The 18,313-nt window shown below is 69.6% G+C and carries 22 protein-coding genes; 9 read left to right on the forward strand and 13 right to left on the reverse strand.

The window, feature by feature from the left end:
* Positions 1-28: 28 nt before the first annotated feature.
* Together ABD369_RS35485 and ABD369_RS35490 are read right to left on the reverse strand one after the other, a co-directional pair.
* Positions 29-1,102 (reverse strand): PP2C family protein-serine/threonine phosphatase, encoded by a 1,074-nt coding sequence (locus ABD369_RS35485; RefSeq protein ID WP_344640760.1) that lies wholly within the window; start codon positions 1,100-1,102, stop codon positions 29-31.
* A 253-nt stretch (positions 1,103-1,355) separates the two neighbouring features.
* Positions 1,356-1,973: a LysR substrate-binding domain-containing protein gene (locus ABD369_RS35490; protein ID WP_344640761.1), complete on the reverse strand. Its 618-nt coding sequence runs from the start codon at positions 1,971-1,973 to the stop codon at positions 1,356-1,358.
* Between ABD369_RS35490 and ABD369_RS35495 the strand changes: the two genes are divergently transcribed.
* The 4 genes from ABD369_RS35495 to ABD369_RS35510 all read left to right on the forward strand — a co-directional run bounded on the left by ABD369_RS35495 (position 1,959) and on the right by ABD369_RS35510 (position 6,527).
* Entirely contained in the window at positions 1,959-3,290 is a 1,332-nt protein-coding gene (locus ABD369_RS35495; protein WP_344640762.1) for an MFS transporter, read from the forward strand. The two genes, ABD369_RS35490 and ABD369_RS35495, sit on opposite strands and share 15 nt — an antisense overlap.
* A complete protein-coding gene (locus ABD369_RS35500; RefSeq protein WP_344640763.1) occupies positions 3,256-4,230 on the forward strand; it encodes an aldo/keto reductase in 975 nt (324 codons plus the stop codon). The genes ABD369_RS35495 and ABD369_RS35500 overlap by 35 nt, the downstream gene beginning before the upstream one ends.
* On the forward strand, positions 4,230-5,111 hold the full coding sequence (locus ABD369_RS35505) for an NAD(P)-dependent oxidoreductase (RefSeq protein ID WP_344640764.1): 882 nt from the start codon (positions 4,230-4,232) through the stop codon (positions 5,109-5,111). The genes ABD369_RS35500 and ABD369_RS35505 overlap by 1 nt, the downstream gene beginning before the upstream one ends.
* A gap of 357 nt (positions 5,112-5,468) precedes the next feature.
* A complete protein-coding gene (locus ABD369_RS35510; protein ID WP_344640765.1) occupies positions 5,469-6,527 on the forward strand; it encodes a sulfite oxidase in 1,059 nt (352 codons plus the stop codon).
* 132 nt (positions 6,528-6,659) lie between these two features.
* On the opposite strand, the gene ABD369_RS35515 is transcribed toward ABD369_RS35510, so the two are convergent.
* Positions 6,660-7,949: an MFS transporter gene (locus ABD369_RS35515; protein WP_344640766.1), complete on the reverse strand. Its 1,290-nt coding sequence runs from the start codon at positions 7,947-7,949 to the stop codon at positions 6,660-6,662.
* Positions 7,950-8,023: 74 nt separating this feature from the next.
* Here ABD369_RS35515 and ABD369_RS35520 point away from each other — a divergent pair, with 74 nt between their 5' ends.
* The 3 genes from ABD369_RS35520 (at position 8,024) to ABD369_RS35530 (ending at position 10,615) form a co-directional block, all read left to right on the forward strand.
* On the forward strand, positions 8,024-8,593 hold the full coding sequence (locus ABD369_RS35520; RefSeq protein ID WP_344640767.1) for a CGNR zinc finger domain-containing protein: 570 nt from the start codon (positions 8,024-8,026) through the stop codon (positions 8,591-8,593).
* Between the two features lie 486 nt (positions 8,594-9,079).
* Positions 9,080-10,165, forward strand: coding sequence for an amidinotransferase (locus ABD369_RS35525; RefSeq protein WP_344640768.1), 1,086 nt, complete (start codon positions 9,080-9,082; stop codon positions 10,163-10,165).
* A gap of 240 nt (positions 10,166-10,405) precedes the next feature.
* Positions 10,406-10,615, forward strand: coding sequence for a hypothetical protein (locus tag ABD369_RS35530; RefSeq protein WP_344640769.1), 210 nt, complete (start codon positions 10,406-10,408; stop codon positions 10,613-10,615).
* Positions 10,616-10,812: 197 nt separating this feature from the next.
* Here the strand turns inward: ABD369_RS35530 and ABD369_RS35535 are convergent, their stop codons facing one another.
* Positions 10,813-11,127 carry a hypothetical protein gene (locus tag ABD369_RS35535; protein ID WP_344640770.1) on the reverse strand — a complete coding sequence of 105 codons (315 nt, stop codon included), beginning with the start codon at positions 11,125-11,127 and terminating at the stop codon, positions 10,813-10,815.
* Between the two features lie 688 nt (positions 11,128-11,815).
* A complete protein-coding gene (locus ABD369_RS41340) occupies positions 11,816-12,043 on the reverse strand; it encodes a DUF6480 family protein (RefSeq protein ID WP_425557849.1) in 228 nt (75 codons plus the stop codon).
* A 381-nt stretch (positions 12,044-12,424) separates the two neighbouring features.
* Between ABD369_RS41340 and ABD369_RS35540 the strand changes: the two genes are divergently transcribed.
* Positions 12,425-12,937: a YihY/virulence factor BrkB family protein gene (locus tag ABD369_RS35540; protein WP_486327340.1), complete on the forward strand. Its 513-nt coding sequence runs from the start codon at positions 12,425-12,427 to the stop codon at positions 12,935-12,937.
* An 85-nt stretch (positions 12,938-13,022) separates the two neighbouring features.
* Here ABD369_RS35540 and ABD369_RS35545 read toward each other — a convergent pair whose 3' ends face one another.
* From ABD369_RS35545 to ABD369_RS35580, 8 genes are all read right to left on the reverse strand, one after another.
* Positions 13,023-13,436, reverse strand: a complete 414-nt coding sequence (locus ABD369_RS35545; RefSeq protein ID WP_344640771.1) for a gas vesicle protein K — start codon at positions 13,434-13,436, stop codon at positions 13,023-13,025.
* Entirely contained in the window at positions 13,433-13,678 is a 246-nt protein-coding gene (locus ABD369_RS35550) for a gas vesicle protein (protein ID WP_344640772.1), read from the reverse strand. Before ABD369_RS35550 ends, ABD369_RS35545 begins: the two co-directional genes overlap by 4 nt.
* The gene (locus tag ABD369_RS35555; protein WP_344640773.1) at positions 13,675-14,460 is read right to left on the reverse strand and encodes a GvpL/GvpF family gas vesicle protein; all 786 of its coding nucleotides are present in this window, start codon (positions 14,458-14,460) and stop codon (positions 13,675-13,677) included. Before ABD369_RS35555 ends, ABD369_RS35550 begins: the two co-directional genes overlap by 4 nt.
* On the reverse strand, positions 14,457-14,906 hold the full coding sequence (locus ABD369_RS35560; RefSeq protein ID WP_344640774.1) for a gas vesicle protein: 450 nt from the start codon (positions 14,904-14,906) through the stop codon (positions 14,457-14,459). The genes ABD369_RS35555 and ABD369_RS35560 overlap by 4 nt, the downstream gene beginning before the upstream one ends.
* 41 nt (positions 14,907-14,947) lie before the next feature.
* Entirely contained in the window at positions 14,948-15,199 is a 252-nt protein-coding gene (locus ABD369_RS35565) for a gas vesicle protein GvpG (RefSeq protein ID WP_344640775.1), read from the reverse strand.
* An 11-nt stretch (positions 15,200-15,210) separates the two neighbouring features.
* Positions 15,211-15,924, reverse strand: a complete 714-nt coding sequence (locus ABD369_RS35570) for a GvpL/GvpF family gas vesicle protein (protein WP_344640776.1) — start codon at positions 15,922-15,924, stop codon at positions 15,211-15,213.
* Between the two features lie 2 nt (positions 15,925-15,926).
* The gene (locus tag ABD369_RS35575; protein WP_344640777.1) at positions 15,927-16,367 is read right to left on the reverse strand and encodes a gas vesicle structural protein GvpA; all 441 of its coding nucleotides are present in this window, start codon (positions 16,365-16,367) and stop codon (positions 15,927-15,929) included.
* Between the two features lie 63 nt (positions 16,368-16,430).
* Positions 16,431-16,817, reverse strand: a complete 387-nt coding sequence (locus ABD369_RS35580) for a gas vesicle protein GvpO (protein WP_344640778.1) — start codon at positions 16,815-16,817, stop codon at positions 16,431-16,433.
* A gap of 591 nt (positions 16,818-17,408) precedes the next feature.
* Here ABD369_RS35580 and ABD369_RS35585 point away from each other — a divergent pair.
* Positions 17,409-18,311: a histone protein gene (locus ABD369_RS35585; RefSeq protein WP_344640779.1), complete on the forward strand. Its 903-nt coding sequence runs from the start codon at positions 17,409-17,411 to the stop codon at positions 18,309-18,311.
* Positions 18,312-18,313 lie beyond the last annotated feature (2 nt).

Here is an 18,313-nt window from a genome sequence, read left to right on the forward strand (position 1 = left end):
GGACACCGTCAGGCGGACACCGTCAGGCTCAGCGGCTCGGGCGCCGCCGGGCGACGAGGGCGGCGATGTCGTCGTCGAGCTCGCCGCCGCTGTAGGCGACCAGGTCGCGGTGGAGGTGCTCGAGGAGCTGGTGGGGCGCATCACCGCTCCACGAGCGGATGCGCTCGGCGAGGGGGTAGAAGGCGCCGGAGCGGTCGCGGGTCTCGGTGACCCCGTCGGTGTACAGGAGGAGCTGGTCTCCGGGGTGGAAGGGGGCGAGGTCGACGTGGTACCCGTCGCTCACCAGCATGCCCAGGTTGAGCGGCGGCGAGGGAGCGGCGGGCTGCAGCTTCCGGACCCCGCCGCGGTGCAGCAGCAGCGGGGGCGGGTGGCCACAGGTGACGGTCCGGACGACCGGTTCGTCGTCCGGGATCTCGGCGAGGAGCACGGTGATGAAACGTTCGGCGATCTCCGAGCCCGGGACCCCCGGGTACTGGGAGGCGTGGCGGCTCATGCTCGTCTCCAGGCGGCGCGCGAGGTGGGGCAGGTCGGGCGCGTCGTGGGCGGCCTCGCGGAAGGCGCTGAGTAGCGCCGCGGCCGTCTGCACCGCGAGCAGGCCCTTGCCGCGTACGTCGCCGATGAGCAGCCGGACGCCGTGCGGGGTGCGTATCGCCTCGTACAGGTCGCCGCCGATCCGGGCCTCCGCCGCGGCGGCCAGGTAGAGGCTCTCGAGCGTGACGTGCCCGAGGTGGCGTGGTACCGGGTGCAGCACCGCCAGCTGGGCGGCCTCGGCCACCGAGCGGACCTGAACCAGCTGATGGGCGCGTCGGCCCAGCAGGCGGTTGAGGAAGACGGCGAATGCCGCGATCGCCGCGAGGGTGGCCAGCTCAGAGTAGGCGGTCGCATCCCGCAGCGCGTCGAAGTCCACCATCAGGCCGACGAAGATGGCGCACGCGCCCACTCCGGTGAGCACCGTCCCCCACAGGGGCAGCAGCGCGGCGGCGGCGATCATGGCCGTGGCGAGGAAGGCATCCGGCCTGACATCGCGGGGTGTGAAGAGGCCGATGAGCAGGCCGATGAACAGCAGCAGAGCAGGCAGCACGGGCAGCAACTTGGCCCGCACACCAGCACTGTGCGGGACTCCGCGTTCCTCAGGAGACCTCGCCACCGTGTCGCTCTCCCGCGTCACACAGGTCGGGCGGCAGCCTGGGCCCGGAAGCCAGGCCACCGATTCGGGTAATTTTATCGCCGTTCGCCCGTAGCCCACGACTTCGATCCGCATGTCGGTGACAGGATCCGGCGAGCGTCGGGGGCCTTGTCTGCGAAGCCCCGGCCGGCGCCGGGTTCGGACACGGGAGCTCAAGACGGCTGTGACGCTACGAACGCCGTGGTGCGGGTTCACGCCGTCTGGCCGGATCGTTGACCCTGATGCGCCGCAGGAGCGCGGCGACCGCCGGGGGCAGGTCTCCGCGCGGGTGGACGACTCTGACCGTCCACGCGGGTGCGTGCGCGGTGAAGGGGCGTACCGGCAGTTCGGGGAACCGTGCCGCGAGCGACTGCGGCACGATGCACACGCCCAAGCCGTGCCGGACCAGGTCGACGGCCGTCAGCACGTCGTTCACCTCGAAGGTGGTGGCGCGTTCCAGGGAGGCTGAGCGGAAGGCCTTGTCGACCTCGTGCCGGATCGCCCAGCCCCGGGGGAAGTCCACCAGCGGCAGGCGGGCGGTCTCGGCGAGGGTCACCGGCTGCCCGGACGGCGGGGAACCCGTCGTCGGCGCGGTCACCAGGACCATCTCCTCCTTCGTCAGGAGCCGGGTGGTCAGTCCCCGCAGGTGCGGGGTGTCGAGTGCGACGACGGCCAGGTCCAGGATGCCGTCGCGCAGGGTCTGCGGTACGTCACCACCCGGTGCCTGGCGCAGTCGGACCGTCACCCCGGGGTGCTCGCGGTGGAAGTCGGCCAGTGCCTGGCCGAGACCGGCGTGCAGGCTCTGCATCACACCGATGCTGCCCGCAGGGCGGCCGAGCAGGCTCGTGCAGTCGTCGGCTTCTCCACGTTCACCGTCACCGTCGTGTTCGCCGTCTACGCCGTGGGCGTGCTCACGAGCCTGCTGCTCGCCGGGCACGTCTCCGACTGGCTCGGCCGCAAGAAGGCCATGACCGCCGCACTGGCGCTGGAAGTGCTCGCTGCCGCGCTGTTCCTGGCAGTGCCGTCGCTGCCGGTGCTGATCGTCGCCCGGTTGATCACCGGTCTCGGCGTCGGCATGCTGACGGCGACCGCCACCGCGTATCTGCAGGAACTGCACCGCGCCCACCGGCCCGGCACCTCCGCGCGACGGTTCGAGATCGTGTCGACCGCTGCCAACATCGGCGGACTGGGCCTCGGCCCGCTCGCCGCCGGAGTGCTCGCCCAGTGCGTGGACGCGCCGCTGCGCCTGCCGTACGCGGTCTTCGGGGTGCTGCTGCTCACCGGCATCGCCGCCGTCGCCGTGACGCCCGAGACCGTCCGGATGCCGGCGGTCCGGCCGGTGTACCGTCCCCAGCGGGTCGGCACCGGGTTCGGCGACCGCGGATATCTCGCCGCGGCCGCGGCCGGCTTCACATCCATGGCCGTGTTCGGACTGTTCACCTCGTTGGTTCCCGGGTTCGTCGGCGGGACGTTGCATCACCCGTCCCGTGCGCTGGCCGGGCTGGTCGTGTTCGCCGTGTTCGGCGCGGCCGCGGCGGCCCAGGTGCTCACCGGTCGCCTCGGCGACGGGGCGCGGTGGACGGCCGGGCTGCTCGTGCTGGCCGCTGGTATGGCCGCCGTCGCGGCTGGCATGCGCACCGCCAGCCTGCCGGTGTTCCTGCTCGCCGGAGTCACCGCCGGTGCGGGTGCCGGAGTGCTGTTCAAGTCCGCCGTCGGCCACGTGGCCGCCACGGCTGCCCCGGCCCGGCGCGGCGCAGCTCTCGCCGGCCTGTTCCTCGCCTCCTACCTCGGCCTGGCCCTGCTGCCCGTCGGCCTCGGCGTCGCCAGCCGCTCCATGACCGTGACGACCGCGACGACGTGGTTCACCACCCTTGTGCTGGCCCTGCTCGCCGCCGTCGGCGTGCTCACGCGCCGCCGCGGCCTCGGCATGCCGCGGGTGGCGCCGCTGCCGTCTTCGGCATCGGACACACAATCGGAACAGGGGCCCGTGAGCGGGTTCGTCCAGCACTTCCCTCACGAGGGAGGAGTCGCCCGGATCTCCTCGCCCACCCGGAAAGCAGGAAACGAACAATTCCGTGCGGAGAATGACCATGCGTACCACCACACTGGGAATGACCGGACTTGAGGTCTCCCGCATCGCCTTCGGCACCTGGCAGTTGGGCGGCGACTGGGGCGGCTTCGCCGAGGACGAGGCCAAGGCCGCCGTCCGCCGGGCACTCGACCTCGGGGTCAACTTCTTCGACACCGCCCAGGCCTACGGTTTCGGCGCGTCGGAGCGCCTCCTGGGCGAGTTCCTGCGCGGCGAACTACGCAGCCGCCGCGACGAGTTGGTGATCGCCACCAAGGGCGGCCTGCGCAGGACCGACACCGGTGTCGCCCGTGACGCCGGCCCCCGGGCGCTGCGCGAGGGCGTGGACGCCAGCCTGACCGCGCTCGGCGTCGACCACATCGACATCTACCAGGTCCACTGGCCCGACCCGAAGGTGCCGTTCGCCGAGACCGCCGGCGCACTGAAGGAACTGATCGAGGCCGGCAAGATCCGCCACGTCGGGGTGTCCAACTACGACGCCGAGCAGATGGCCGAGTTCTCCCGGACCCTGCCGGTGGAGACGCTGCAACCGCCGTACCACCTCTTCCGCCGCGAGATCGAGGACTCGGTCCTGCCCTACACCCGGCAGCACGACATCGGTGTGCTGGTCTACGGCCCGCTCGCGCACGGCCTGCTCACCGGCACCCTCGGCGAGGACACCGTCTTCCCCGCCGACGACTGGCGTGCCAGGAGCGGCGTCTTCCACGGCGAGAGCTTCCGTCGCAACCTCGCGGTCGTCCGTGAGCTCCAGGAGTTCGCCACCTCGCACGAGATGACGATCAGTCAGCTTGCCATCGCCTGGGCCCTGGCCCGTCCCGGAGTGCACGCGGCCATCGTCGGCGCCCGGCGCGCCCACCACGTCGACGACAGCCTCGCGGCGGCGGACATCACGCTCGACGAGGCCGACCTGAAGGACATCGACTCCATCACGGCCGCGGCCACGCAGGTCACCGGCCCGACCCCGGAGAGCGTGTGATGACCGATCAAGCCAAGACCGGAAGGACAGGAGTCGCCGTCCTCGGCATCGGCGTCATGGGAGCCCCCATCGCGCGGGACCTGCTGCACGCCGGCTTCGACGTGACGGTGTGGAACCGGACAAAGGAGAAGGCCGAAGCACTCGCCGCCCAGGGTGCGAGCGTCGCGTCCGCTCCGAGCGAGGCGGCTTCGGACGTCGAGTTCCTGATCACCATGCTCACCGACGGCGCCGCGGTGGAAGCCGCGATGACGGGCCCCGAAGGCGCCCTGGCCGCCTTGTCCCCGGACGCGGTGTGGATCCAGATGAGCACGGTCGGCGTCGCAGCGACGCAGCGCCTGGCCGAGCTCGCCGACAAGCGCGTCGGCTTCGTGGACGCTCCCGTCTCCGGCAGTTCGGAACCCGCCGAGCGAGGGGAACTGCTCATCCTCGCCTCTGGGAACCCGGCCCTGCGACCGCGCCTGCGACCGCTGTTCGACGCCCTCGGCCACCGGACCCTGTGGCTGGACCGCCCCGGCGACGGTAACCGGCTCAAGCTCGTACTCAACAACTGGCTGGCCGTCCTGGCGGAGGGAATGGCCGAGACGATCGGTCTCGCCACGTCCCTGGGCCTGGACCCCGGCCTCCTCCTCGACACGCTCGCCGAGAGCCAGCTGGGTTCCGCCTACGCGACGGCCAAGGGCCGCGCCATGGTCAAGCGCGACTTCACCCCTGGCTTCCCGCTGCACCACGCTTGCAAGGACGCCGCCCGCGCACTCGATGCCGCCGACCGCCACGGGATCGAACTACCGCTCACCGAGGCGCTGTCGAAGCGCTGGAACGAGGCGATCTCCCTCGGACACGGGAACGACGACGTGGCCGCGGCCATCACCACGGCCCGGTAGCGGCCGGAAAGCCGTAGAACTTCCGCATGGTGGCCGGCAGTTGCCGATCGTGGAGCGAACGCGGCCGCGAAACGGGCGGAGATCCGCCGGGGAACTCGTCGACGTACTGCGGTGTACACCGCCGCGGCAGGATCTCGGCTTGCCGGACGCAGGCCCGCACGGTCCTCTCCCGGTCGGGGACGTACCCGCGTCGGCCTCTTCTCCGAGCCGGGAAACGCCGCGGACTTCTGCCGTTCGATGTCGGCGAGGCCCGTACTGTCCGTTCGCCGCCGCCCTGCGCTCCCGCACGGCCGCGTGGCGTCATCGCCAGGCGTGGTGAACAGTAGCTACATGGGCATATGGAGCAAACGGGACGATATGCTCGTGCATCAGGCCGAGCCGTACAACGCCGAATCTCCTCCTGGCGCCCTCGTGGGTTCGATCACTCCCCTGGACGCCTTCTACGGTCGCAATCACGCGCCGATCCCCCGCATCGACCCCGAGAGCTGGCGACTCCGGGTGGAGGGACTGGTCGATCGCCCGCTGGAGCTGTCGTTGGAGGAACTGCGGCACCGCTTCGGCGAGCGGAGCGTGGTGGCGACACTACAGTGCGCGGGCAACCGCCGTGCCGACCTCATCGAGGTCCGCGACATACCCGGCCAGGTGCCCTGGGGCCCCGGAGCCGTCTCCACCGCGTGCTGGAGCGGAGCGAGCCTGGCGGATGTGCTGGCCGAGGCGCGAGTGCGGCCCGAGGCGGCCCACATCGCGTTCACCGGTGCCGATCTGTCCCAGCAGGCCGAGCCGCCGCAGCCGTTCGGCGGTTCGGTACCGGTGGCGAAGGCGACCTCCAGCGAAGTGCTGTTGGCCTGGTCCATGAACGGTCAGCCACTCCCCACCGCGCACGGCGCCCCACTGCGCGTGGTCGTCCCTGGCTGGATCGGCGCCCGCAGTGTCAAGTGGCTCCAGTGCGTCACCGCTCTGGCCGAACCGTCCGACAACTACTTCCAGAGCGAGTACAGCGTCCTGCCCCCTGAGGCCGACCCCCACCGGGCCAAGCCGGGGGACGGCATCACCCTTGGCCCGATCACCATCCACTGCGCCATCCTGCAGCCCGGCAAGGACGCCCGACTGCCCTCCGGGCCGACCGAGATCACCGGCTTCGCCCTCGCGGGAGACAACCGGACCGTGGCACGCGTGGATGTCACCGCCGACCACGGCAACACCTGGACCCGCGCGGATCTGGACCCACCGGAGAATCCCTGGACGTGGCAGCACTGGCGCACCACGCTCACCCTGCCCCCGGGCGGGATCGAGCTCATCGCCCGCGCCTGGGACTCCACCGCGGCCGTTCAGCCCGAATCCCCCGCAACCGTGTGGAACCCCCGGGGATACGCCAACGAGGCCGCGGCCCACCTGCACATCACCTGCCGCCCCTGACCCGCACGCGGCTGCAACCGGGCTCGCGCCCGCACGGCGCTCCGACCAGGGATCGGAGGTTCGCGAGCCTGCGGCGGGCCGCCGCGGGGGAGCGTCCACGGCGCAGTACCCGGGCAGGGGCTGCGCCCGCCGCTACGCGGTCTCCTCGCGACCTGATGTACCGTCGGCCGAACTGGCCGCCGTGGCGTCATCCAGGGCCTGGCTCGGCGTGGTGACGGCCTCGCGGGCGGCGTGTGGCAGCAGGTTCCCACGTCGCGGCGACCGGGCCGACTCCAGTGTCACCCGGAGGTGCAGCGCGGCGAGCAGCAGGCAGAGCGCGGCCATTGCGGACCACAGCGCGGTCGTACCCGCGCGGGCGAGCAACTGGGTGCCCAGGACGGGTGCGAGCGTCGCGGCGATGCCCCAGCTGGTGCCGAAGACGGCGAGGTAGCGGCCGCTTCCGCCGGGTGGCGCGAGGTCGGTTACGAGCGCGTAGGCGCGGCCCATGACCAGCAGGTCGCCGAGACTCTTCACAGCAGCCGAGGCGAGCAGCGCCGGCAGGGTGCGGGCGAGGGCGTAGCCGGTCAGCCCCGCGGCCAGGAAGAGGTGGGCGAGGGCGAGGGCGACGGGTGTGGTGAGCCGGGTCGTCCAGCGCAGCCGGACCAGCGGCTGGGCGAGCACGGTGGTGGCCGCGGCGGCGGTGAACAACAGCCCGGCGTCGGCGGCGGGCCGGCCCTGCCGCGCGAGCGCGAGCGGCAGGGTCATCACGGTCTGCTGGTTGATCAGGGCGTAGGCGGTTCCGGTGGCCAGAATGCTCAGCAGGGCCCGGTCGCGCAGTGGTCGCACGGCGGTGTCGTCCTGGTCCGCTCCGGGTGGTTCGGGACGGTCGCACGGGAGGGCCAGCCGGATCAGCAGCGCGCAGGCCAGGCACGTCGCGGCGTCGGTGACGAAGAGCCAGCGCAGGTCCCAGCGGCCGAGCAGGGCCGCGAGCAGCCCTGCGCCCATGCCGCCCGCCGCGAGCGCGGCGCTGAACAGGCTGAACGCGCGCACCCGGTGCCGCTCCGGCACGGACTCGCCGATGATCGCCTGACTCGGGGGCTCGTAGAGCTCGAAGGCCAGTCCGAGCAGCACCGCTCCGGCGACCGCCCAGGCGAGGGACGCGGAGGCTGCGATCGCCAGTTGTGCGACGGCACATCCGCAGAGCCCGAGCACGATGGTCGTGCGCCGCCCGATCCGGTCGGCCAGTCGTCCCCCGGCCAGCCGCGAGGGGATCGTCGCGAGCCCGAAGGCGGCGCTGACCAGCCCGGCGGTGGTCAGGCTCGCGCCGTGGTCGGCGCAGATCAGCGTGGTGAGAAAGGGCAGCGAGAAGGCTCCGAGCCGGTTGACGACCCGGGCGAGCAGCAGCAGGCGGACGGTGCGGGGCAGAGCTTCGGAGCGCGACACAGCGCCTCCCGTCACTGGTGAATCGCCTAATGTTGGTGACGGACACCGTAGGCGGGCGAAAGGTAACTGGTCAAGTGTTGTTCGACAGTCACATGCGCACCCTGCTCGATGCCTCCGTGGCACTCGTCAACGCGCTGACCGACGGCGAGGCGCGCGGCCGTCGCTACCTCGCACCCGAGGGCGCCGAGCGGGTCGGCGCGGTCCGCGCGGCGCTCTCCGCCGGGGCGGACCTGGGAGTCGACGAGGCCGACCGGTTGGCCGACACCGCCCGCGCCCTGCGCACCGTGTTCGAGGCCGTGGCCGCTGACCGCATCGACGACGCGGCCCCCGCCCTCAATGCGCTGCTGCGCGAGACCGGCGCCCGTCCCCAGCTCGACCGGGCTCCCGGAGAGCCGTGGCAGGTCCACTTCCACGGCGCCGACGACTCCTACGCCGTCGGCTGGAGCGCCGGCTGCGCCACCGGCCTCGCCATGGCCCTCGGTGGCGACTACGCCGGACGCCTCGGGGTCTGCTCGGCGCCGCGCTGCGACCGCGTCTATGTGGACAGCTCCCGCAACGCCGGCCGCCAGTTCTGCTCGACGGCCTGCCAGAACCGGGTCAAGGCAGCGGCGTTCCGTTCGCGGCGCGCGAGCGACGAGGCGTGAGCCTCAGTCCCTCACCTGCGCGAACCGGGTGAGGGTGTCCTCCAGCCAGGCCGGCTTTCCGACGTCGGAGGCGCGGGCGATCGCGGGGCGCCGCGGCGGCGATCGCACGCAGGCCGGCCGCACAGATCAGGCGACTGTGCGCCCACCGGTCGTCGTTCAGTTCCCAGACTCCGGCGTCCGGCTCGCGGTGCCTGGGGCGCGACCGACGGGCAGGCGTTGCCGGACGCCGGGGTCTGGGTGCCCCAGGTGGTGGACGGTCGGTAACGCATAACAGGCCGTGCCTGCCCGGCACGGCCGACCTGGCCATTACTCGGTCGTTCTGGCCCTCGCATAAGCGGCGAGAGCCGCACTCATTACCCTGAGTAGCTCGATGATCGTGGTAGTAATGCAGGGGCCGTCCATCCCGGCGGCAGCAGACGTCGATGAACATCGTCGAGCCAAGAGGTGCGCGTGATGCCGGAACCGTCGCCCCCGACTACGGACGCCATGGAAATTTCCGCATCACCGGTCGGTTCCCACAACGAGTGGGATCCGCTGGAGGAGGTCATCGTCGGACGCCTTGAGGGCGCGACGATCCCCTCCCACCATCCGGTCGTGGCATGCAATATCCCGCCGTGGGCTGCGCGACTACAAGGCTTTGCCGCCGGCTTCAGATATCCGCGCTTCCTGATCGAGCAGGCACAACAGGAGCTCGATCAGTTCATCGCCCTCCTCGAATCCCTCGGCATCACGGTCCGGCGCCCCGATGCGGTCGACTTCAGGCAGCGCTTCCGCACGCCGGACTGGTCATCGCATGGCTTTTGCAACACCTGTCCGCGTGACAGCCTTCTAGTAGTCGGTGACGAGATCATCGAAACCCCGATGGCATGGCCTTGCCGGTATTTCGAGACTCATTCTTACCGCCCGGTGCTCAAGGAGTACTTCCGGCGAGGCGCACGCTGGACCGCAGCGCCGAGGCCACAGCTCACGGACGAGCTCTTCGAGGCGGATTTCCGCACCCCCACCGCGGGTGAGCCGATGCGGTACGTCCTCACCGAGTACGAGCCGGTATTCGACGCGGCGGATTTCGTACGCGCAGGACGCGATCTGTTCGTCACTCGAAGCAACGTCACCAACCGCATGGGCATCGAATGGCTTCGCCGGCATCTCGGGCCTGCATATCGAGTCCATGAGATCGAGAGCCGCTGCCGTACGCCCATGCACATCGACACGACGTTCGTTCTACTGGCACCCGGCAAGGCAATGGTCAATCCCGAATACATCGACGTAGATCGCCTGCCCGACGTACTGAACTCGTGGGACATCCTGATCGCCCCCGAACCCGACCCTATCAACGAGCGCTTGCTCAACATCACGTCAATGTGCGGCAAGTGGTTGAACATGAACACGCTCATGATCGACGAGAAACGCGTGATCGTCGAACGCCATCACACGAACACGCTGCGGGCGCTTGAGAAGTGGGGCTTCGAGCCCATCCCGTGCGACCTGTTGCATTACGCACCGTTCGGCGGATCATTTCACTGCGCGACACTCGACATCCGGCGCCGCGGCGGGCTCGAATCGTACGTCTGAACGGGACCTGCCGGGGAAGCCATCCCACAAGGCCCGGCGCGGCGGCTGGCGAATGGCCCTCGGCAACGGCCGGATCTCCGCCCGCCCCTGGTAGTCGGCTGCTCACTCGTCCCGAACCACACCGCCGGACACGACGTGCGGTCCCGACAACTCCGGTACTGAGACACGGGGTCTCCGTGTGGCCAACGTTGCCCTGGGCAGACGCCCGCCTGACAACTGTTGCAGAACGAGGAGACAGCCATGAACAGCGCGGACAAGGTCCGGTACGCGGCGAAGAAGGCCAGGAGCCACGCCGGGGAGGCCCCTCGCGGAACGGTCGGCGACCGCCCGGCAGCGAAGAGGAACAGCGGCCGACGCGACGACCTCAACCTGTCGGTCGGCGAAATCGCCGCCCAGCACGTCGTGCGCGTCGTGCGCATCGAGAACGTCGAACTTCCACCCGGGGACTGACTTCCGGCTTGGGTGCCGTCCCCTACAGCTGGGCCCGGGCGCGCCAGCGTCGGACCGTCTGCCGGGTGGTCCCCCCACCATCGGTCAGGCTGCGCTTGGTCCCGCGCGCGTGGCCGTGCACGGCGAGGTCGGCTCAGCCGATCAGCTCACCCCGCGTCACTGCCCCGTGCGCGGTCTCGGCCACGTGTGAAGCCTGATCACTCGGGGCTTCCGGCGATCTCGAGTGCGAGCGCCTGGAGGATCTCTTCCGTCGACATCTCGGGCTCGGTTCGTTCATAGACGTCTGCGACGGACTGGAAAGCCAGGACGAATCCGGTGATCAGCGCGCTGAGAGGCCGGGACAGCTGGCTCAGCACGGCGAGTCCGGCCTCCTCCGGATCCGCGTCGGCCGGAACGATGAAGTAGTCAGGAATCACGTCGCCGAGCAGGTCCGAGACATAGTCCGCTCCGGCACCACTGCGCAGGGCGGTGAGCGCCGCAATAGCCTTGAGCTTGATCTCGTTCTCGGTCATGAAGCGAGGGTAAGAGCAAACCGCCACCGACTCGCGGCGTCGCCTCCGGCATGAGCCTCGTGCCGCCTTCACCTGTCTTAGGCGGACACAGCGGTTCTTCGCGAGGCAGCCCGTTCTCGTTGACGGCACGCTCTTCACTCCACGCTGCCGGCATCGACGCCGACTCGATAGCGGCGGCCGCGCAAGACCTGCTCGCTCCACAGAACGCTTCGCGGCCGTGATCACGCCGGCACGACCGAATGGAAACCCTGCCGACGTCTAGCTCGGCGGGTGTGGCGGAGGCGGGCATGCCGCGCACGACAAGCTATTCAGCCGTCACGGGCCAGGGCCCGATGTCGTTCACGCATGAGTCAGGATGTGCCCCTCGCCGCCGGCTCCAACCTCCCCGGCGCCCGGGGCGCCATCCACACCACTACGCAGTCACTCCGGTACCGGCGCGTGTCGTTGCGCGCGAGCAGCGGCAGCAGGGCACGCAGGGTCGCTCGTCCCGGGCGTGCAGGGGCGGCGGACGATAGCCTCGCTCGGCCAGCAGGTCGCCGAGCGGACGCTGCGCCGCGCCAGGCGAGCGGCGGCCAGGTCGTCGGGAACAGCGTGACCAGCTCGTCGCGGAAGACTGCGAGGCAACTGTGCCGCGGTCCTCGTAGGGCGAGGTGACGGCACTCTGCCGCTCCACGGCTCGGATCGGGGCTCAACTGCTGAGCGCGATGACCATCCCGATAAGCATGACTGAGACGGTTACGGCGAGTAGCACGATGAGTACCGCAAGCCAGACCCCCCATGCCCTGCGAACCTCAGGCGGTTCCGGACGGGAGATGCCGGAGATGCTGCCCTCTACGGGTGGGGTCTCACCTACGGGCAGAGTCCGGTGGCTGTCAAGTCCCGGTGTCAGGTAGGGATCAGGGTCTTGTGTAGACATGACATACCCCTGGTCGTGAGCGATCCTGTCGATTGGCGGCTTCCCGGTCCTTCCCGACGGAAACGCCAGCGGGCACGGTGTTCGGTCGAACTCCGGGTCCCCGGGTCCGCCGGCACGCGAGTGCGGCTGGTCGTGCCGTAGTGCCGGGCGACTTCGACGATATCCGGTTGCGGACCGCTCGGAATCGATCGCCTGAGGCGATCGGAGCGACCGGATGCGCGAAGAACGGCTCGTCCTCATGCCCGGCGACCACCGCCGACACGCTCCACTCGCCCACCTCCCGAGCCTGGAAGAACCGGCACGGCCCGCAACTCACACCCCCACGTCCTCGGCGTTCTGCTGTCGAGCGCCCTGATCGGCTACGCACCCCGGTTCGGGCCACTGGCTGGGGCGTGGACCTGGGTCGCGTCGACGCTCGTCAACTTCGGCGTCTTCCTCGCCGCCTTCACGATGCTCACCGCCGCCACCGTACGGGTGCGGGACGTGCTCATCGGAGTGGTGATCGCGACCGCGTTCTGGGAAGTGCTGCAGACGGTGGGGAATGTCTACGTCCGCCACGTCATCAATCACGCCGCCGACGTGTACGGCTTCTTCGCGATCGTGATCGGCCTGCTGACCTGGGTGTTCACCGGAGCTCGACTGACCCTGCTCGCGGCGGAGATCAACGTCGTCCTGCGGTACCGGCTGTGGCCGCGTTCCATGACCCAACCCCCTTTCACACCGCAGGACAAGGACGCGTTCACCCTGCTCGCGAAGGTGGAGGAACGCCGACCGGAGGAGACGGTCGAGGTGACTTTCAGCGCCGAGGCGGACCGGCAGCCACTCGACGAACCAGCCGCACCTGCTACGCCTCCGCTCGCTGCCACCGATTCGACAGCGGGGCCACCTCACTGATCCTCCGCCACATCGACCGTGCCGGATGTCAACAACTGGGAGAGGAAGGCGGGTTGTCGATCAGGACGACGGCTGCACGGGCCCGTCACTGTTGGTCAGGAGGTGGCAGCAGGGTTCCGAGGGGGCCCAGGTCCAGGTTGAGGTCCTGCATGGTCAGGCCGTATCGCGCACAGAGGTCAGCCATGCGGTCGTGGAGGGCCATGAGGGTGGCTCCGAGCGTCTCCTCCTGTTCCTCGCTGAGGTCGCCGGTCTCGACGCGGTGGAGGGCTTGGCGCTCCATGAGCTGGCGCAGGAGTTCGACGATGGTGAGGACGAGTTTCATCAGGTCCCGTTCGACCGTTTCCGGGTTGGTGGTGACCCTGCGCGGCCGCCGGTGTGGTGCTCCGGAGCCTGTGGACGGGGAGTTCTGCGGTGTGGCCGGCAGGAGACGGAAGGCGCGCTCGGCCGCTCGGGCCACCTCGTCGAAACGACCGGGGGGCTGGCGGGCGTCGCCGGTCATGGCTGTCGTCTCCGCGACGGGGCGCTGAGCACCTGGGGGGCGGGATTCTGTTCGCTGACGGACACGATCAGTGCGCGCAGCGAGACGCGGACGAGATCGATGTCCGCGATGGACAGGACGAGGTCTCCGGTGAGGACCACGCCGCCGCTGAGCAGCCGGTCCAGCAGGTCGATGAGCGCGACCTGGCGTTGCGGCACGGCCGCCGCCTCGGGTCGGGCGGGCAGGGGGCCGGTCGTCGTCATGGTGCGCCCTCCTCCTGCAGAGTGGCGAAGGAGTAGGGCGCCCACGGCCCCGTGATGTCGACGCGGACTCCGGCCAGGCTGTCGGTCGAGCGCAGGATGTCGGCCCGGAACGGATCCGCCTGGTCCAGCGGTACGAGGTAGGCGTCGTTGCTGACGTTCACACCCGGTCCGACTGCCAGTTCTCCTTCCTGGAGCCGGTGGCGGACTCGGTCGACGGCATAGACACGGGCCACGGCCTCGATCCGCTCTGCGGCCCGCTCGGCCGCCCGGAAGGCATCCTGTCGCGAGTCCTGCTCGGCCCGGCGCCGGCGCAGATAGGCGCGTCCAGGGCTGAGGTCCGGGCTCGGCGTGGGTGCGATGGGCGGGGCGTCGACGTAGAGCTTGACGCCCCACTCCACGTGACCGGCCAGGCGGCGGAGTCGGCCGAGGAACACGTCCCGCCGGTCGTCGAGCACGGTCCGCACCCGGTTGTCGTCGAGATACACCGTCGCCAGGCGCAGCGGGAGGACAGTGGTGCACGCCGCGATCGCCTCGATGACGCGGTGGTGGGCACGGGCGAGTGCCTCCAGCCACTCAAGGTCCTCTAGATGGCGGCTGAGTGCGGCCTCGTCGAAGTCTTCCTCGGGCACGTGGCTCACGGCGGCCACCACGTCGCCGCCTTGAGTGGTGTGCACGAGGTGGACTGGCGCGCCGCCGACGCCGATCAAGCCCTCCACGGTCTGCCGCAAGGCGTCGGCGTTCCGTGCGACGGCGTAGGTGTAGGCGAGCGACCCGGCGGTCATGACTCATCTCCTCTGCCGGGCCGGGAGCGGGGCTCCGTTCGCTTCACGCGGGTGGGACGGCTGGTAACCGTAGGTCGCTCATCGACGTCCTCCGCCGGCGGCAGAGCAGCGGCGCCTCCGTTGCGCAGAGCCTCGATCTGCGCGCGCAGACGCCGGTTCTCGTCCTCCAGTGCGGAGCCGCCGCCGGCGCGGGAGGACAGCGAGGGATCGTGCTCCCACCAGTCGATGCCCATCTCCCTGGCCTTGTCCACCGAAGCGATCAGCAGGCGCAGCTTGATGGTGAGCAGTTCGATGTCGAGGAGGTTGATCTGGATATCGCCGGCGATGACGACGCCCTTGTCGAGGACTCGTTCCAGGATGTCGGCAAGGTTGGTCGAGGACTGACCGTAGGGTGGAGCGGCCCGGGAGGGAAGCGAGCTGAGACGGCTGGCGATGGGTTCTGTCACGGCCTCTCCACCTCATTTCCCCGACGGTACGTGCGGTGTGGTCACGTATCGCTGTACTGCTTGTGGGCTCTGATTTCGTCCAGGCGGTCGAGGAGTTCGTCCTCGCGCCGGTCGAAGGTTTCCTCGTCGATGTCGCCTGCCAGGAGTGCCTTTTCGAGTGCGGCGAGCTCCTGTTCGACGGGCACGGGGTCGTAGTACTTGTCTTCGGCGGCCTCGAGAACGCGTTCCAGTACCCACACGGTGCCGCGCACGGGGGCGAGTGGAAGGGTGAGGATCTGCGTGATCAGGCCCATGGGAGTCCTTCCTAGACGAAGCTGTAAGCAGGCAGCGGACCGTACATCCGGAAGTCGAAATCCTCACCGAGTTCCTCGGTGAGGCCCTTCTCGGCGGCGAGGAACCGCTCCTGGTTCTCCTGGTCCACCAGAAAGGAGATGTTCAGGAAGTCGTCCCCCGTCGGTTCGGAGGTTCGTTCCTGGCGGGTGTAGGGGCGTAGCGCCTCGGCGATTCCGGCGGCCAGGGCCTGGTGGCGGGTCTGGACCTCCTGGACGACGAGCTCGCCGAGGGCCAGGGGCAGGTCCGGGTTGGTGTCACCGGCTTTGATGTCGTCGTTGAGGCGTCTGGCCTCAGAGGACTCCGTGAGGACCTGGCGCAGCAGTACGTCTTCGTCGATGGCTGCCTTGAGGTGGTACTCGGCACAGCCTTCCAACGCCGTCAGTCGCTGCGTGTACTCGTCGCAGCGTTGTTCGAGCGCCTCCCGCACGGCGTTGTCGTCGTCGGCGGTGAGGCCGAACCTCAGAGGAAGGACGGTACCGTCGGCCATCAGCCGTTGCTGGACGGTCTGGTGGGCCAAGAGGTCGCGGCGTTTGGGTCGCAGGTCCTCGGAGGCATCGCTCACGATCGCGGACAGCGGTCCGGCGCGCACGGTGCGCAGCGGAGCGGGAGGGTCTCCCACACCGGTGAGGCCGTCCAGGTGTTGGGGGTGGGTGGCGGCGGTGATGGAGTACACGTAGACGGCCATGTTCACTCCTCACGCCGTCTGGCGGGCCGGCGAACGGGCCTTGCGCGTCTGAGCTCGGGCTCTTCGTCATCGCGGTCGCTCTCCTGGCGGAGGGAATCGGTGATGGCCTCGACGGCTCCGGTGAGTGCGCCCTTGGTCTTGCCGCGGGCTCCGCCTTCGGTGATCTTTCCGACGACGTCGGTGAGCTGGGTCGGTGCTTTGCGGCCGGCCTCCAGGTCCAGGCGGTTGCACGCTTCGGCGAAGCGCAGGTAGGTGTCGACGCTGGCGACGACGATCCGAACGTCGATCTTGAGAATTTCGATGCCGACCAGGGACACGCGTATGAAGACGTCGATGACGAGCCCACGGTCCAGGATCAGTTCGAGGATGTCGTAGAGACTTGCGGTACCTCCACCACCTCCACCTCTGGAAACACTGCTTGCGCTTTGCGGCACCACAGTCATGGTGCCTCCCTTCCGTGCCTGCCGCTGCAGCGGGAGGCTCTCACCTGCTCCCGTGCGGGAATCTCAGGTAGGTCGGTCGATCTGTCCGCGGGTGTAGCGGCGGATCCGCTCGTACGCCATGAGTTCGCCTTCCTGGTCCAACGTCACCCGGTAGCTGGCGATCACGCTGGTCGTCTCGGGGATGCGTTCCAGTTCCACGACCTCCACGTCGGCCTGCCAGCCGTCCTCGATGGGTTTGAGCGCCGAGACGGATTCCGGGGGGCGCCCAAGCAGTTCCGTGAGCTGCTGCGCGGCGTAGCGCATTGCCTGCGGCGCCGAGACCCGGCGTCGAGGAGGTCGTCTCGTCTCCCCCGCCTCGCGGCGGGTTCCACTGGAACCGGCGCGGCCAGCGGGCGGGTCTGCGTGGGCAGGCCTTCGTGGTCTGGCGCCATCCTCCTTGTCTGGGGCCATTTTCCTTCTCCGGGAATTGAGACGCCGTTCTGCGCCGTGCTGGCTTGCACTTGCGGGCAACCCATTTCATGGCCATCCTCCTCTGGCCAGCCCTGCAGCGCACCCGCGTGCGGAACCGCCGTCTTGCTCTCCACCGTCTACCCGTCCTCGGGGATCCAACTCGCCACAGACCTCTGCGCCTTGAGATGCGACTCATCGTGAGACATCCGGCTTGTGGCTGCCGCCTACCAGTGTTGGCTCCCCACGTGTACACGCCGGGTTGGCTGGCCAGACTCAAAGTACGGAGCGCGCGCTGGTGCGGACATCGGGTCTGAGGGCGCCGGACCGCCGAAGTCCAAGGCCGCGGACATCAACCACCGGGGCCGACAAGGGCGTCCTTGAACCACCGCAGCCGCCTTGGCCTCATGGAGCTGCGGGCTGCCGCAACGTGATGCGTGGACAGTTGTGCAACTGAAGGTCGGAAACCTTCCGTTGACTGCAGAACTGCTGCCGACCCTCCGGGCTCGGCACCCTGGGACTGAGGCATTACTGAGTCCCTGGCGCTGTGCCGGTCCAATCGAGAAGGGGCGGATGCCGGAAAGGATGACCCCCATGAATGGCACCACCAAAATCGCCCTCGCGGCTGCGGTCATCGGCGGGTACGTGCTGGGCCGGGCGAAGAAAGGGCGGCTCGCACTCGCCGCCGCGACGTACCTTGCAGGCCGACGGTTCGGACTCGATCCGCGGCAGCTCGCCACCGAGGGACTGCGACGACTTGGCGAGGTACCGCAGGTGGCGGAGCTGAACGAACAGGTCCGGGGAGAACTACTGGAAGCCGGGAAGCACGCGGTGGCCTCCGTGGCCAACCGCCGTATCGGGGATCTCGCGGACTCCCTGCGGGAACGCACCCTCAACCTGGGCAAGCCGAAGTCCGAGGAGGAGCCGGAAGAGGAAGAAGAGGCCTACGAGGAGGAGCTCGAGGCCAAGGAGCCCGAAGAGGAAGAAGAGGCCTACGAGGAGGAGCTCGAGGCCGAGGAGCCCGAAGAGGAAGAGGAGGAGCCTGAAGAAGAAGAGCCTGAAGAAGAGCTCGAAGAAGAGGAAGAAGAGGAGGAGGAGCCCGAAGAACCGCGCCGGGAGCGTCCCGTGCGCCGCCGTCGCACTGCCCCTGTGGCCGAGGAACGCGAGCGCCCGCGCGCCTCGCGGGCAGCCGTCAGCGCTACGTCCGAGGCCCCAGCCGCGCGTAAGCCCGCGAAGAAGGCCGCCGCCCCAAAAAAGACGGCTCCGGCAGCGAAGAAAGCACCAGCGAAGACGACACCCGCCAAGAGGTCGCCGACCCGCTCCACGCCGTCCAGAACCACGGCTTCCAAGGCCGCAGGCAGGAAGGCAACCGCATCGACGACGAACGCCCCGGCCAAGAAGACCGCCGCGGGCAGGGAGAAAGCCCCGGCCAAGAAGACCGCCGCAGGCAGGGACACCGCCGCCAAGGCATCCAAGCAATCCACCCGGCGGAGGTAGAT

Source organism: Kitasatospora cystarginea, assembly GCF_039533515.1.
GTDB classification, from domain to species: Bacteria; Actinomycetota; Actinomycetes; order Streptomycetales; family Streptomycetaceae; genus Kitasatospora; species Kitasatospora cystarginea.